The sequence below is a fragment of the Curtobacterium sp. MCSS17_006 genome (assembly GCF_003234215.1).
GTDB classification, from domain to species: domain Bacteria; phylum Actinomycetota; class Actinomycetes; order Actinomycetales; family Microbacteriaceae; genus Curtobacterium; species Curtobacterium flaccumfaciens.
Genome location: NZ_QKSO01000013.1, coordinates 117129 through 131519, shown reverse-complemented (window position 1 = coordinate 131519; position 14391 = coordinate 117129). Strand labels below are relative to the sequence as shown.

Genomic DNA, 14391 nt, shown 5'->3' with positions numbered 1-14391 from the left:
GCGATCGCGTGCGACCTCTTGCGGCCGCGGGGAACGCGATATAGCGTGACCTCCACAGACGCGATACATCGCGAGTTCCAGGAGGCAACATGGCGCAGGAGAAGTGGCTCGTCGACGAGCCCAAGGTCATCGACACCGGCATCGTGCGCACCGTGCGTGTCGGCCTCGTCGGCGGGCAGGTGGACGTCGTCGCACACGACGAACCCACGGCCCGGGTCGAGATCCACAGCGTGTCCGGCAAGCAGATGCTCATCGAGGTCGACGGCGACACCCTCACCGTCGACCACCCCCAGGTCCGGTGGGACGACCCCATCGGGTTCCTGAAGTCCTTCCGCGGCAAGGCCCACGCCGACGTCAGCATCCTGGTCCCCCGCGACGCCGGCATCACGCTCGGTGTCGTCTCGGCCGGTGCGCTGCTGTCCGGCACGAACCGTGGTGCCACGCTCAACACGGTGTCCGGCGACCTGGTCGTCGACGGCGTCGCGGGTGACGTCACGGTCAACGCCGTCTCGGGCGCCACCACGATCCGCGACCTCGACGGCGCGCTCGCGGTGCACACCGTCTCCGGCGACGTCGTGGCCACCGGCGAGATCCCGCGGTTCCAGGCCGACGGCGTCTCGGCCGACGTCGTGCTCGACCTGCACGGGGTCCCCGAGTCCGCCCGCGTCAACACGGTGTCCGGATCGGTGAGCGTCCGCCTGGCGGACGGCGTCGCCTACAAGTGCACGGTGAACACCGCGACCGGCAAGCTGCAGTTCGACGACGCCGAGATCCGCGGCGTGCGCGGTTCGTACGTCAAGCAGGGCGGCGAACTGTCCGGTCAGTGGCTCGACCTGCGGGTGAACTCCGTCTCCGGCGACATCGCGGTGCTGCACGCCCCTCCGGTCGCCGAGCCGACACCCCCGACGACGACGACCACCCCGGCGAACGAGAGCGAGGTGCCCGAATGAGCCCCGTCTTCGCCCACGGCCACCTGCGCCTCTACCTGCTCGTCCTGCTGGCCGATCACCCCATGCACGGCTACGAGCTCATCCAGGCACTCGGCGACCGCTTCGGCGGCACCTACGTGCCGAGCGCCGGCACCGTCTACCCCCGCCTCGCCAAGCTCGAGGACGACGGCCTGGTCACGAAGACCGCCGACGGCCGCAAGACCGTCTACGCGATCACGGACGCCGGCCGTGCCGAGCTCGCGGCACGTGCCGACGAGATCGCCACGGTCGAGTCCGGCGTGAGCGACTCGGTGAAGTCGTTGGCCGATGGCGTGCGCGCCTCGGTCGGCGAGGCCATGCGCTCGCTCCGTGCCGACCTGGCCGCAGCCGCCGAGAGCCCGGCGACCGGTTCCGCCGAGGAGCCCGTGTCCGTCCCGTCGGACAGTGCCCGCGCCCTGCGCGAGCTCGAGATGGCGCTGTCGTCGTTCCGGCAGCAGGTGCGTGCGGACCTGCGCCGTCGGGCGACCCGCGGCACGCTCGGTGCGGACACCGTGACGCGTCTGCGTGACGGCCTGGAGGCCCTGCGCAAGTCGCTCTGACGGCCCGCGGCCGACAGGCGGTCGCGACCAGGGCCTCCCGGCCGTCGTCCGCACCGTCTGTCGGCCCGCCGCGTGCGGGGGCGCTGCCGACGCCTCAGGGAGCCGGAAGTCGCGTCGGCGGGAAGCCGGCGAACGCCTCGCCTGCCGTCAGCTCCTCCCCGTGCTCGACGCGCGCCACGGTGGTGCGGACCGCAGCCAGCTGCCGGGCCAGCCGGTCCCGTTCGTGCTCGAGCCACGTCAGGTGCGCTGTGAGCGCCGCGACGTCGTCGCCCTCGTCGTCGAGCCGTCGCGCGATCTCGGGCAGTCCGAGTCCGAGCCCACGCAGCAGCAGGATGCGCTGCAGTCGGACGAGCGCACGGTCGTCGTAGCGCCGGAGGCCACCCGCGCCGACGGCGGTGGCCGGCAGCAGTCCCACGGCCTCGTAGTGCCGCAGCGTCCGGCTCGAGACACCGGCGGAACGCGCCACCTCGGTGATGGCGTGGGGAGCTTTCGCAGCTGCGTCACCCGGGCCTGTCGATGCGCTCATGCTGGTGACTGTACTGGTTGACCCTGCGTCAACGGCGAGGGGTGCGCGACACCCAGGGTGGCGCGCCCGCGGCCGACCGGGAATGTGCGGCAGGCGAACCGTGTTGACTCGCGCCCGGAACTGAGTAGGTTTGCCGCTCGTGACGAACGAGATCCGGTCGTTGAAAGCACGACTGATCGGGGATCCCCTCCCCTCTGAGAAGCTCGAAGGACAGCTCCTCCCGAAGCACCTGGCCCTGCCGATCTTCGCGAGTGACCCGCTGTCCTCTGTCGCGTACGCGCCGCAGGAACTCCTGATGATCCTGCTGCTCGGCGGCATGGCCTTCCTGACGTTCGCGCCGTGGGTCGCCGCACTCGTCGTGCTGCTGCTCGTGGTCGTCGTCGCCTCGTACCGGCAGCTCATCAAGGCGTACCCGTCCGGTGGTGGCGACTACGAGGTGGCGCACCGGAACCTCGGCGAGAAGGCCGGGCTCGTCGTCGCGAGTGCACTGCTCGTCGACTACGTGATGACGGTGGCCGTGTCGGTCGCCTCCGGTGTCGACAACATCATCTCGGCGCTCCCGATGCTCGACCACTTCCGCGTCGAGCTCGCCCTGCTGTTCGTCGTGCTGCTCGCCGCCGCCAACCTGCGGGGTGTGCGGGAGTCGAGCAAGGCCTTCGCGATCCCGACCTACCTGTTCGTGGCGAGCGTCTTCGTGATGGTCGTCACCGGTCTCGTCCGCGTCGCCGCCGGCAACGCCCCGGTCGCCGAGTCCGCGGCGTACACCGTGCAGAACGTCGAGCACACCACGCAGGCGGCGTTCATCCTGCTGCTCCTCCGCGCCTTCGCCTCGGGCTGCTCGGCCCTGACCGGCGTCGAGGCCATCGCGAACGGCGTGCAGGCGTTCCGCCGGCCGAAGATCAAGAACGCGCAGGCCACCCTGGTCGCGATGGGCGGCATCGCGATCGTCCTGTTCATCGGGCTCATCACCCTGGCGCTCGTGTCGCACGTGCACTACGCCGAGCGGGCCTGCGACCTGCAGGGCTTCGCGAACTGTGCGACCACGCCCCAGCGCTCGCTCATCGCGCAGATCGCGGCCGCGACGTTCGGCAACAACTCGGTGCTGTTCTTCGTGATCCAGGCGACCACGGCGGCGGTCCTGCTCCTCGCGGCGAACACGGCCTTCAACGGGTTCCCGCTGCTCGGCTCGATCCTGGCGCGCGACTCGTACGCCCCGAAGGCCCTCTCGACCCGCGGCGACCGGCTCATCTACTCGAACGGCGTCATCGTCCTGGCCCTCGTCGCCGCGGCGCTGCTCGTGGTCTACCGGGCGAACGTCACGAGCCTCATCCAGCTCTACATCATCGGTGTCTTCGTGTCGTTCACGCTCGGACAGACGGGCATGGTCGTGCACTGGACGCGACTGCTCCGAGCAGACCGGGACGGGACGGTGCCCGCGGGTGACCCTGGCGTGAACCGGGGGCAGGTCGTCCGCTCCCGCACGATCAACGCGATCGGCGCCACATTCACCCTCGTGGTGCTCGTCATCGTCACGATCACGAAGTTCACCCACGGCGCCTGGCTGGTCTTCCTGATCATGCCGGTGCTGTACGTGCTCATGCTCGGCGTGAACCGCTACTACCGCGACGTCTCGCACGAGATCGAGGCCGACGTCGAGACGAAGTTCGGCGCCACCGGCGACCACGCCATCGTCCTGGTGAACAAGCTGCAGAAGCCCGTGCTCAAGGCGCTCGACTACGCGATCGCCGCCGAACACGCGAGCATCGAGGCGGTGCACGTCGCGATCGACGACGCCGAGTCCCAGCGTCTGCGTGACCAGTGGGCGGAGTACGGCATCCAGGTGCCCCTGACGATCGTGCCGAGCCCGTACCGCGACATCTCGATGCCCCTGATCAAGTACATCAAGGCGCACCGGAACGAGCACGGCTCCGAGGTCGTCACCGTCTACACCCCGATCTTCATCGTCGGGCACTGGTGGGAGGGCCTGCTCCACAACCACCGCGGCCGCCGCATCCGCAAGAAGCTGCTGCTCGTGCACGGCGTCACCGTGGCCCTGGTGCCGTGGCTGCTCGACTCGTCCGAGCTGCTGTACGGCCGCCGTTCCCGCCCGCTGCCCGGCCAGGAGCGCCGCGGCGAACCCGTCCGTCCCCCGCTCCGCCGCCCCGCGCAGCCCGGTTCGTCGGTCGAGGGCTCGGCTTCGGCTTCGGTTTCGGCTTCGGCTTCGGCCGAGGACCGCCTGCTCCGGTCCGCCGAGCGCAACAGCATCCAGCCGCGCCGCGCGACCCGTCCGGCGGGCCCCGCCGAGGGCGTCGACCCCGCGCTCTGCACGGGCGAGCTCCACGCCCTCGTGCCCTCCCCGCCGCGACGGGGAGCCGACGAGTCGTAGCATGTGGCCCCATGACCATCAGTGACCTGCGGACGTTCGCCACGTTCGACGGACACGGCGGCAAGGTCTCGAAGCGCGTCGAGGTGCTCGACCACGAACCGCCGGCCGGCAGCCCGCTCGAAGGACTCGTCGCCGTGCGCGGCGAGCACCCCCTCGGCGCGCGCGACGAGCGCGCCGCCGACGAGTCCGCCGCGCTCTCCCGCGGCGTCCCGAGCGTCGGCTGGGTGGACCCGGCCGCGCTCCGCGACTGGTACCGCCCGGACCGCGTCGTCCTCACACGGCTCGAGGCGCGGCAGTCCGGCATCGAGCCCGGTGTCTACGCCGACTCCCGTGGGCGCGGTCGCGTCCGGATCGACGGCCTGGAGGCCCACCTCGCCCCCGACGGTCGGCCCGCCTTCCGCGCACTGGCCGGCCCCACCGCCGAGCCCGTCGTCGACGTGCCGCTGCCGACCGACCAGGCCGTCCGCCTGGTGGCGGTGACCGCGGTCGACGAGGGACTCGAGGTCGTCACGGCCCCGGTGTCGCCGTTCCTGCAGCCCGGCGAGCACCCGACGTACGGTGACGACGTGGTCGGGTTGCCGCCACGTCCGGCGAGCGGTCTGGTCCGGGTCGCGGCGTCGGTGCTGCTCGACGGCGAGCTGCACGAGGTCGACGGGATCGACGAGCGTGCGGCGACCATCTGGATCCGGCGGGACGACCGCGTCGTGCCGATCGCCACGAGTGCCGTCGGGCCCGATCTGGTGCGGTACGCGGCGACCGCGGTCTGAGCCGCTTCGGTGCGGATGCGTGCCGTCGTGCGCGCTGTGCCGCTGAGCCGCTTCGGGGGACGTCGCTGCTGCGTGTCGTGACGGGGGTGCGGCGTACCGTCGCGGACATGAGTGACGCAGACCGCGACCAGCAGCAGACCCCGGACGCACCGATCCAGGGCGAGACCCTCGGCGGCCCCCGACCCGACCCCTCCACCGACGCGAGCAAGGACCCCGAGCAGTGGGTCACCGGCGACGAGCCGATGACCGGACCGCAGCGCAGCTACCTCGACACCCTGGCCCGTGAAGCCGGCGAGGAACTCCCCGCCGACCTCACCAAGGCGCAGGCGTCGGAGCACATCGACCGCCTCCAGCAGCAGACGGGCCGCGGCGCCGATTCCTGAGAAGCAGTCCGCCCTTCGGCGGACCGCTGGCTGGGCATGCTCTGGGCATGTTCTGGCGAAGCGCGGTCAGTCCCCTGTTCGAGGACGATCGATGACGCGTCACCGGCTACCTTCGTGGCCATGCGAACGACATCGACCTCCATCGGCCTGACCGCGCTCCGCATCGTCCTCGGGGTGGTGTTCATCGCCCACGGCGCCCAGAAGTTCGCCCAGGGCATCCCCAACGTGGTGCAGGGCTTCTCGGGCATGGGCGTCCCCCTCGCCGAGGTCGCAGCACCCTTCGTCGCCGGCCTCGAGCTCGTCGGCGGCATCCTGCTCGTGCTCGGCGTCGCGACCCGCGTCGTCGGCGTGCTGCTGGCCGTCGACATGGTGGTCGCCGGCGTCCTGGCCCACGGCTCGGCCGGCTTCTACTCGCAGGACGGCGGGTTCGAGTACGTGCTCGTCCTCGCGGTGGCGTCGCTCGCCGTGGCGCTGACCGGGCCCGGACGGTTCTCGCTCGACGCCCTGGTGCTCAAGTCGTCGCGCCGTCGTCGTGGCGTCGAGGAGCCCCTGCCCGCCTGAGCGCGCGTCCGGGCCGTCCGGGCCGTCCGGGCCGTCCGGGCCGTCCGGGCCGTCCGGGCCGTCCGGGCCGTCCGGTGCGAGGTTCCGTTCCCGGTGCGAGCTCGCGAGGGTCGCACCGGGAACGGAACCTCGCACCGTTCACGCGGTCCCTCGCACGGTGCGAGGGGCCGCGCAGCTGTTCAGGCCGCTAGCGCGTCCATGACCTGGCGGGCGATGCGTCGGCCGGCCCGGTTCGCACCGATGGTCGATGCCTGGGGACCGTAGCCGGCCAGGAACAAGCGCGGCTCCTCGGCCGACCGGCCGTCCTCGACCACCACCCCGCCCGCCGTGGTCCGCAGGTGCAGCGGCGCGAGGTGCCGCAGGTCGGCCCGGAACCCCGTCGCCCAGATCACCGCGTCGGCGTGCACGTGGGTGCCGTCTGCCCGCACCACCCCGGTCTCGTCCATCCGGGTGAACATCGGCTCGTCGCGCAGCACACCGCGGTCGATGCCGGCGCGGATCCGTCGCGACACCGGGACCCCGGTGCCACTGACGATGCTCGGCAGGACCTCGCCGGCGCGGGCGGCACGGTCCTGTTCGTCGACGGCGGCCACGGCGGACTCGACGTCGAGCGACGCGGTCCCGGCCCAGACCATCGGGCGCCGGGTGAACCAGCGCGTCGAACGGGCGACGCCGTCGAGTTCGAGCAGGAACCCGATCGCGCTCGTCCCACCGCCCACCACCACGACGTCCTGGCGGGCGAACTCGGCGGCGCTGCGGTACTCGGTCGTGTCGACCTGCCGCCCGCGGAACACGTCGCGCCCCGGGTACCACGGCACGAACGGGGTGCCCCACGTGCCGGATGCGTTCACCACGACCTCGGCACGGATGCGCGTGACGGCGCCGTCGGCACTCCGGGTCGTGACGCACAGCCCGCCGTCCGCCGGAACGTCGCCCGCCACGCCGCCGTCGCCGCCGATGCGTGAGACGGACGTCACCGTGACCGGGCGCCGCACCCGCAGGTCGTAGTGCTGCTCGAACCGCCGGTAGTACTCCCCGACGACGTCCCGGGCGGGCCGTGACCGGTCGGCGTCGTCGAACTCCAAGCCCATGGCGCGCATGCCGGGCAGGTCGTGCACCCGGTGCGCCGCTCCGAGCCGCAGGGCCTCCCACCGGAACTGCCACGCCCCACCGGTGCTCGGCGCACGGTCGAGGATCACCAGGTCGCTGCCGGGGACGAGCCCGAGACGGCGCAGGTGGTATCCCACCGAGAGCCCCGCCTGCCCCGCACCGATCACCACCACGCGGGCGTGCTGGTCGACCGGGGTCTCGAGGGGTTCCGTCATCACTTCGATTCTGCTGTGCGGGCCAGCCGTCGCGCGACGTCCAGATCGAGGTACATGGTAGAGTGATCGGCAGATTTCAAACCACGAACCGTCTGGTTCCCCGAGTGATCTTCCGTCATTCGCCAGGACCGGACCAGAGCCGAACGAGGGGGTCACGCATGGGGCGCGGCCGTCAGAAGGCGAAGCACACCAAGGTCGCCCGTGAGCTGAAGTACTTCAGCCCGCAGACGAACTACGGTGCGCTCGAGCAGGAGCTCTCCGCCGGACAACACTCCGACGAGAACTACGTCGACCGTTGGGCGGACCAGTACGGTCCGGAACCGGCGGAAGACGAAGACGAGTTCGAGACCCAGGCAGACCAGAACAAGTCCGCCTGACCTCTCTCGCAGTCACGCCGCGCAGCCCTCGGGCAGCGCGGCGTTTCCGCGTGCCCGGACACCCGTCGGCGCGCCCGGTTCCCGGGATCGAGTGGTCACGACTCACCGTGCGCACGACGCCGAGCGGTCACGAACCGTCGGTTGCAGGCCCGCCAGGCGACGGTTGGTGACCACTCACCGCAGGCACCACGGCGAGCCGATTGCGCGCCCAAGTCCCGGCCCCGAGTGGTCACGACTCCCCGCGTGCACGACGCCGGGCGGTCAAGAACCGTCGGTTGCGGGCCCGCCGAACAACGGTTTGTGACCACTCACCGCACGCACCACGGCACGGCGCGGCCCGGAGCCGCCGAGCACGTCAGCCCGCGTAGCTCCCGACGAGCCGGACCGCGCCGCCGTCGACACCCTTGGCGCCCTGCTCGAACCCGGTCAGGTCCCGCGCGGACGTGGCGATCGTGCCGACGGGCCACGTGGGCATGCCGGCGGCACCGAGCGAGGCGATGACCTCGGCAGCAGCCCCGGCCGAGACGACGGCGAACATGCCGATGCCCAGGTTCCAGGTGCCCTCGGTGTCCTCGATCGGGGTGCCGGCCATGTCGGCCAGGACCCGGAAGACCGGGAGCGGCTGCCAGGTGGAACGGTCGACCTCGACCCAGGAGCCGACGGGCAGCACGCGCGCCAGGTTCGCGGCGATGCCACCACCGGTCACGTGCGAGAGCGAGTGCACCGCGCCCGGGTGCTGCTCGAGCAGCGCCAGGAGCGGTGCGGTGTACAGGCGGGTCGGCTCGAGCAGGGCCTCGCCGACGGAGACCGCGCCGCCGAACCCGACGCCGCTCAGCTCGGGCAGCTGGTCCGTGAAGCCGACGCCCCGCGACGCCAGGATGTGCCGCACGAGGGAGTACCCGTTGGAGTGCAGCCCCGACGACTCGATCGCCAGGACCACGTCGCCGTCCTGCACCAGGTGCGCGCCGAGCTGCGCGTCGGCCTCGACGACACCCGTCGCCGCACCGGCCACGTCGTAGTCGTCCGGGCCGAGCAGCCCCGGGTGCTCGGCGGTCTCGCCACCGACCAGGGCGGTGCCGGTCTCCGAGCAGCCGCGGGCGATGCCGGCGACGATGTCGGCGATCCGACCGGGCACCACGCGACCACAGGCGATGTAGTCGGTCATGAACAGCGGCTTCGCGCCGACCACGACGATGTCGTCGACGACCATGCCGACCAGGTCCTGCCCGATGGTGTCGTGCTTGTCGATCGCCTGCGCGATGGCGACCTTGGTGCCGACGCCGTCGGTCGAGGTCGCGAGCAACGGGTGTGAGAAGTCCTTCAGGAACGAGACGTCGTAGAGCCCGGCGAACCCACCGACGCCACCGAGGACCGAGGCGTTGTGGGTGGCCGCGACCGCGGACTTCATCAGTTCGACGGCCAGGTCACCGGCAGCGGTGTCCACTCCGGCTTCGGCGTACGGGTTGGGCATGCGGAGTCCTTCGCGGTGACATGGCAGACTTGTGCGGTACCCCCCGATTCTACTGATCTGGAGCACACCCGCGAATGTGCGGCATCGTCGGCCTTGTTGCGCAGGGCCCCGCCAACCAATCCATCTACGACGCACTGCTCCTCCTGCAGCACCGCGGGCAGGACTCGACGGGCATCGCCACGGTCGAGGGTCACGTGCACCACATGCACAAGACCCGCGGCCACGTGCGTGAGGCGTTCCGCACCCGCGACATGCGTGCCCTCCTCGGCACCATGGGGCTCGGACACGTCCGGTACGCCACCAAGGGCGCCGCGACGAACGAAGAAGAAGCCCAGCCGTTCTACGTGAACGCGCCGTACGGCATCGTCCTCGTCCACAACGGCAACCTCACCAACACGCGGGAACTCACGCGTGAACTGTTCGACATCGACCGTCGTCACCTGAACACGACGAGTGACACCGAGCTCCTGGTGAACGTGCTGGCGCACGAGCTGCAGGGCCAGGTCCGCGGCGCGAACCTCGATCCGGGTCAGGTCTTCGACGCCGTCGAGCGCGTGCACGAGCGGGTCGAGGGCTCCTACGCCACGATCGCGACCATCGCCGGGCACGGGCTGCTGGCCTTCCGCGACCCGTTCGGCATCCGCCCGCTGATCCTCGGCCACAAGTTCGACGAGGCCGGGCAGCCGGAGTGGGTCGTCGCGAGCGAGTCGCTCGTGCTCGAGTCCGGCGGCTACGAGATCGTCCGCGACATCGCCCCGGGCGAGGCCGTCTTCATCGAGATGAACGGCCAGATGCACGCCCGCCAGTGCGCGAAGAACCCGCGTCTGGTGCCGTGCTCGTTCGAGTACGTCTACCTGGCACGCCCCGACTCGGTGATGAACGGCATCTCGGTCTACGACGCGCGTCTGCGCCTCGGCAACCGCCTCGCCGACACCATCGAGCAGTACGCGCCGACCGGTGACATCGACGTGGTCATGCCGATCCCGGACTCGAGCCGTCCGGCGGCCATGCAGGTCGCCCGGAAGCTCGGCATCGAGTACCGCGAGGGCTTCTACAAGAACCGCTACGTCGGCCGCACCTTCATCATGCCGGGGCAGGCGGAGCGCAAGCGTTCGGTGCGCCAGAAGCTCAACGCGATGTCGTCCGAGTTCAAGGGCAAGAACATCCTGATCGTCGACGACTCGATCGTCCGCGGCACCACGAGCCGCGAGATCGTCGAGATGGCCCGGGCGGCCGGCGCGAACGAGGTCACGTTCACGAGCGCCGCTCCCCCAGTCCGGTTCCCGCACGTCTACGGCATCAACATGCCGACCCGTGCGGAGCTCATCGCGCACGACCGGAAGATCCCGGAGATCAACCGCGTGCTCGGCAGCGACCACCTGATCTACCAGGAGGTCGGGGACATGCGCGACGCCATCATCGAGGGCTCCGACGTGACCGACCTCGAGATGAGCTGCTTCACCGGCGAGTACGTCACGGGCACCGTGAGCCCGGAGTACCTGTCCTGGGTCGAGGCGAACCAGCTCAGCTGAGTGGTGGTCGCGATCGCGACCACCAGACGGACGGGAGGTGGGCCCCACCAGCCGGTACCGGCGCACCGCGCCAGCGGGGTGACGGCCGTGCCTGGAGGGACGGTGCCAGCTGGCACCGGGCCTCCCGTCCGTTGATCGGGAGCGGCTACGGCCGCTGGTCACCGTGGTCGTCGAGCTCACCGTCGACCGTCTCGGGCGGCAGTTCGACCTCGACGCGCTCCGCCGTCAGGCGGGCCGACCGCCGGGCGTAGACCCGGTCGAACACGACGGCGACGACCGCACCGACGAAGGCGCCGATCGTGACGCCCCACAGGCTGAAGTAGCCGACCAGGCTGCCGAAGCTCGTCTGGTCACGCTGGCCACCGAGGTTCATGGTGAGGGCGACCACGACGAGGGTCGCGAGGAACCCGAGCACGGCACCGCCGACGATGAACACGCCGAACTTCGGTGCACGGCGGATGGTGACCTCGTCGGGGCTGGCGACCGCGCTGGGAGCCGGCGCCGGCGTGGGGAGCGGCTGCTCGTCGGGTTGATCGGTGTTGCTCACCCCTCCATTGTCCCCCACTGTGGGACGTCCCGCGGCCTGTGCGCGGCGACCGATCCGGGAGAGGATGGTCGCTACTGGTCGGTATCCCAAGCGGAGGAGGTGTGTCGGATGCGTGAACGAACCGCACCCGCCCGCCGACGCCGACCGGCCGCCCCCGCCCGCGTGGCCTGGCCCGTCGCGCAGCGCGCCGAGGAGGACCGCGCCGTCGCCGTCGTCGCCGAGCACCGGTGGAGCGTCGCGCTCGTCGGTGCCCCCGGCATCGGCAAGAGCACCGCCGCGGCGCGGGTCACCGACCGCGTCGCCGGTCGCGACGGCACCGGCCGCACCGTCGTCGTGCCGATCACGGCGGTCGCCGCGAGCCGGTCGATGCCCTTCGGCGCCGTCGCCGAGCGCTTCGGCGAGCTGCCGGCTTCCATCTCGGAGCTGTCCGACGACACCGGCGCCGAGCAGCGCTTCCGGGCGATCGAGGACCTCGTGGACCGCGACGTCCTGCTCCGGGTCGACGACGCCGACCACCTCGACGCGATCTCCGCGCGGTACGTCGCCTGGCTGGTCCGCCGGCAGGGCGCCCGGCTCGTCCTGACCTGCCGCGACTTCACGGCGCTCCCCGAGCCGCTCCGCGCGCTGTGGCAGGACGACCTGCTCGAGCGCATCGACCTCCAGCCGCTCGCGCTGCACGAGACCGCGGCGCTCGTGGCCGAGGCGCTCGGCTCGCCGCTCGAGAACGCCTCGGCCGAGCGCGTCCACCGCGCCACCGCCGGCAACCCCTTGTACCTGCGCGAGGTGGTCCGTGCGGCGCGGGTCTCCGGCGCCCTCGACCACACCGCGACCGGGTGGTACTGGCGTGGACGGGTGACCGCGTCGGACAGCCTCGCGGACATGTACCGCACCGAGCTCGGGTCGCTGCCGGAGGACCTGCGCGACGTCGTCGACATCGTCGCCCTCGCCGACCCGATCCCGCTCGCGCGCCTGCTCGGCCTGGTGACCGGCGGGGACGTCGACCGGGTCGTCGCGCTCGGCCTGGTCCGCATCGACTCGCTCGACGACGGCGCCGCGGTCGTCCGGCCGTCGCACCCGCTCGTCGGCGAGGTCATCCGGACCCTGGTGCCGGTGGCCCGGCGAACGGCACTCTTCGCGCGCGCCAACGCCTTCCGCACCGACCGGCCCGAGGGCGCACCGCCTGCCGCACGCCTGCGTGCCGCCCTGTGGTCGCTCGAGTGCGGGGTCCTGCCGTCGGTCGACCAGCTGCTCGACGCGGCGCAGGTCGCCGTGCGGCTGCAGGAGCACGAGAGCGGGATCGCCCTGGCCTCGGCAGCGCTCCGCACGACGCTCACGCCGACCGAGCAGGTCACGGCACACTGCCTCCGCTCGCTGGCGTACTCGTACTCGGACGGCCGCGAAGCCGGCCGCGCCGACGCCGAAGCCGCCTGGGGCGTGGCGAAGCGGCACGTCGGCGACGTCACCGACGAGGCCGTCATCGAAGCGTGCGAGACGCTGGCGAACATCCGCCAGTTCCACGACGACGACGTCGCGGCCTCCGTGGCCCTGACCGACGCCGCCACCCGCCTGGTCGTGTCCGACGAGGCCGTCGAACGGCTGCGGCTGCTGCGGATGGCGCACCAGGGCTGGGGCGGCGACTTCGCCGAGGTCCGGGCCGAGATCGAGCGCAGCGGCATCGTGGACGCCCCGACGATGCCGATGTCGTTCCTCGCCGTCGCACCCTGCGCCGTGATGGCGTTGGCGACCGCCGGCCGGTTGGACGACGCGTCCGCGCTCGGTCACCGTGCCCTGGCCACCGCCGTGGCGCACGTCGAGGCAGCACCCTGGAGCGTCGGCGAGAACTCCTCCGTCCTGCACCAGGTGCAGATGTGGCGCGGCGACCTGGACGACCTGATCATCGAGGTGCCCGCGGGGCGGTCCAGTCCCTACCTGAAGTACGACTTCACGCTCGAGCTCATCGGTCAGGGCAACCTGGCGATCGCACAGCGCCGCTGGGACGATGCCGTCGCCGCGTTCTCGGCGGCCTGCGAGCGGTACGACATCGCCGACCACGGCGGGTTCGCGGCCTACCCCTGGGCACGTCTGGCCCTGGCGCTCGCGTACGGCGGACGCGCGGAAGAAGCCTCCAGCGCGCTCGAACGTGCCCGGAGCACCCCGCAGCGGGCGATGCGCATCACCGGCGAGCAGGTCGCCGTGTCGATCGCCTGGACCGAGGCCGTGCTCGGCAACCCGGCCGGGCTGCAGCACGCCGACGAGATCATCGAGCGCAGCACGGCCAACGGCTCGTGGACGCACGTGATGTACGGGTACGCCCTGCACCACGCGGTCGGCATGTCGCAGGGACGCGACTCGACCGGCTCGCTCGAGCGGATGCGCGACGCCGCCACCCGCGTCGACGGACCGCTCGCCGCCGCGGTGATCGAGTACGCCGACGCCGTGCGCGCCGGCGACCGTACGCGGGTGATAACGGCGCAGGGACTGCTCGCAGCACACGGCATCTCCGTGACCGCGGGGCACTCGAAACCGCCGCTGACGAAGCGCGAGTACGAGGTCGCCGAGCTCGCCGCGCAGGGGCTGAGCAACCGGCGGATCGCGGAGTCCCTCGGGCTCTCGACGCGGACGATCGACGCACACCTGTCCCGTGTCTTCGCGAAGTGGGACCTGCACGCGCGGTCGGAGCTCAGCGAGCTGCTCTGAGGTGCTCGGTACTCGGCACGGCCGGTTCCGCGTTCCGCGTCGGCTGTCGCGCACGCAAGAACGTTGCGGATTGCAGCACGACGCGCCGCCACGATTGACACGTTGTGTGGAACATCGCGTACCTTGGTGCCTGTCGCCGGGTTCGGACCCGTTCGGGTCGGGTCCGAATCCCGGCGACTTCAAGCTTAGGAACCCGGTCGATGCGGGCGCATCGGTAGGCACTACCTAATTCGCGTGGGAGTTCTCCGCAGGCGCTTTCGCCGCGGCGGCTCGGTTGCGGCGGATCGGTGC

General features: G+C 71.6%; 13 protein-coding genes. 9 read left to right on the top strand and 4 right to left on the bottom strand.

Going from position 1 to position 14391, the window contains the following annotated elements; genetic code table 11:
* Window positions 1–89 precede the first annotated feature (89 nt).
* Both DEJ21_RS13400 and DEJ21_RS13395 read left to right on the top strand, forming a co-directional pair.
* Window positions 90–950 carry a DUF4097 family beta strand repeat-containing protein gene (locus DEJ21_RS13400; RefSeq protein WP_111224901.1) on the top strand — a complete coding sequence of 287 codons (861 nt, stop codon included), beginning with the start codon at window positions 90–92 and terminating at the stop codon, window positions 948–950.
* On the top strand, window positions 947–1528 hold the full coding sequence (locus tag DEJ21_RS13395; protein WP_071405831.1) for a PadR family transcriptional regulator: 582 nt from the start codon (window positions 947–949) through the stop codon (window positions 1526–1528). Before DEJ21_RS13400 ends, DEJ21_RS13395 begins: the two co-directional genes overlap by 4 nt.
* A gap of 94 nt (window positions 1529–1622) precedes the next feature.
* Here the strand turns inward: DEJ21_RS13395 and DEJ21_RS13390 are convergent, their stop codons facing one another.
* Window positions 1623–2054 (bottom strand): MerR family transcriptional regulator, encoded by a 432-nt coding sequence (locus DEJ21_RS13390; protein ID WP_111224900.1) that lies wholly within the window; start codon window positions 2052–2054, stop codon window positions 1623–1625.
* Window positions 2055–2184: 130 nt separating this feature from the next.
* On the opposite strand from DEJ21_RS13390, the gene DEJ21_RS13385 reads away from it, so the two are divergent.
* The 4 genes from DEJ21_RS13385 to DEJ21_RS13370 all read left to right on the top strand — a co-directional run bounded on the left by DEJ21_RS13385 (window position 2185) and on the right by DEJ21_RS13370 (window position 6151).
* A complete protein-coding gene (locus tag DEJ21_RS13385; protein WP_111224899.1) occupies window positions 2185–4440 on the top strand; it encodes an APC family permease in 2256 nt (751 codons plus the stop codon).
* An 11-nt stretch (window positions 4441–4451) separates the two neighbouring features.
* Entirely contained in the window at window positions 4452–5207 is a 756-nt protein-coding gene (locus DEJ21_RS13380) for a hypothetical protein (RefSeq protein ID WP_111224898.1), read from the top strand.
* Window positions 5208–5314: 107 nt separating this feature from the next.
* The gene (locus DEJ21_RS13375) at window positions 5315–5590 is read left to right on the top strand and encodes a DUF3072 domain-containing protein (RefSeq protein ID WP_017886246.1); all 276 of its coding nucleotides are present in this window, start codon (window positions 5315–5317) and stop codon (window positions 5588–5590) included.
* A 120-nt stretch (window positions 5591–5710) separates the two neighbouring features.
* A complete protein-coding gene (locus DEJ21_RS13370; protein ID WP_111224897.1) occupies window positions 5711–6151 on the top strand; it encodes a DoxX family protein in 441 nt (146 codons plus the stop codon).
* A 179-nt stretch (window positions 6152–6330) separates the two neighbouring features.
* Here DEJ21_RS13370 and DEJ21_RS13360 read toward each other — a convergent pair whose 3' ends face one another.
* A complete protein-coding gene (locus tag DEJ21_RS13360) occupies window positions 6331–7476 on the bottom strand; it encodes an NAD(P)-binding domain-containing protein (RefSeq protein WP_111224895.1) in 1146 nt (381 codons plus the stop codon).
* 158 nt (window positions 7477–7634) lie between these two features.
* On the opposite strand from DEJ21_RS13360, the gene DEJ21_RS13355 reads away from it, so the two are divergent.
* Window positions 7635–7853: a DUF3073 domain-containing protein gene (locus tag DEJ21_RS13355; protein ID WP_017886249.1), complete on the top strand. Its 219-nt coding sequence runs from the start codon at window positions 7635–7637 to the stop codon at window positions 7851–7853.
* A gap of 355 nt (window positions 7854–8208) precedes the next feature.
* Here the strand turns inward: DEJ21_RS13355 and purM are convergent, their stop codons facing one another.
* Window positions 8209–9324, bottom strand: a complete 1116-nt coding sequence (gene purM / locus DEJ21_RS13350) for a phosphoribosylformylglycinamidine cyclo-ligase (protein WP_110858852.1) — start codon at window positions 9322–9324, stop codon at window positions 8209–8211.
* A 74-nt stretch (window positions 9325–9398) separates the two neighbouring features.
* Here purM and purF point away from each other — a divergent pair, with 74 nt between their 5' ends.
* On the top strand, window positions 9399–10856 hold the full coding sequence (gene purF, locus DEJ21_RS13345) for an amidophosphoribosyltransferase (protein WP_027465037.1): 1458 nt from the start codon (window positions 9399–9401) through the stop codon (window positions 10854–10856).
* 145 nt (window positions 10857–11001) lie between these two features.
* On the opposite strand, the gene DEJ21_RS13340 is transcribed toward purF, so the two are convergent.
* Window positions 11002–11403, bottom strand: coding sequence for a hypothetical protein (locus DEJ21_RS13340; RefSeq protein ID WP_110858851.1), 402 nt, complete (start codon window positions 11401–11403; stop codon window positions 11002–11004).
* A gap of 108 nt (window positions 11404–11511) precedes the next feature.
* Here DEJ21_RS13340 and DEJ21_RS13335 point away from each other — a divergent pair, with 108 nt between their 5' ends.
* Entirely contained in the window at window positions 11512–14100 is a 2589-nt protein-coding gene (locus DEJ21_RS13335) for a LuxR C-terminal-related transcriptional regulator (protein WP_146246933.1), read from the top strand.
* Window positions 14101–14391 lie beyond the last annotated feature (291 nt).

Coding starts and splice junctions, on each gene's coding strand:
- DEJ21_RS13400 (WP_111224901.1), top strand. CDS start 90: ATGGCGCAGGAGAAGTGGCTCGTCGACGAGCCCAAGGTCATCGACACC.
- DEJ21_RS13395 (WP_071405831.1), top strand. CDS start 947: ATGAGCCCCGTCTTCGCCCACGGCCACCTGCGCCTCTACCTGCTCGTC.
- DEJ21_RS13390 (WP_111224900.1), bottom strand. CDS start 2,054: ATGAGCGCATCGACAGGCCCGGGTGACGCAGCTGCGAAAGCTCCCCAC.
- DEJ21_RS13380 (WP_111224898.1), top strand. CDS start 4,452: ATGACCATCAGTGACCTGCGGACGTTCGCCACGTTCGACGGACACGGC.
- DEJ21_RS13375 (WP_017886246.1), top strand. CDS start 5,315: ATGAGTGACGCAGACCGCGACCAGCAGCAGACCCCGGACGCACCGATC.
- DEJ21_RS13370 (WP_111224897.1), top strand. CDS start 5,711: ATGCGAACGACATCGACCTCCATCGGCCTGACCGCGCTCCGCATCGTC.
- DEJ21_RS13360 (WP_111224895.1), bottom strand. CDS start 7,476: ATGACGGAACCCCTCGAGACCCCGGTCGACCAGCACGCCCGCGTGGTG.
- DEJ21_RS13355 (WP_017886249.1), top strand. CDS start 7,635: ATGGGGCGCGGCCGTCAGAAGGCGAAGCACACCAAGGTCGCCCGTGAG.
- purM (WP_110858852.1), bottom strand. CDS start 9,324: ATGCCCAACCCGTACGCCGAAGCCGGAGTGGACACCGCTGCCGGTGAC.
- purF (WP_027465037.1), top strand. CDS start 9,399: ATGTGCGGCATCGTCGGCCTTGTTGCGCAGGGCCCCGCCAACCAATCC.
- DEJ21_RS13335 (WP_146246933.1), top strand. CDS start 11,512: ATGCGTGAACGAACCGCACCCGCCCGCCGACGCCGACCGGCCGCCCCC.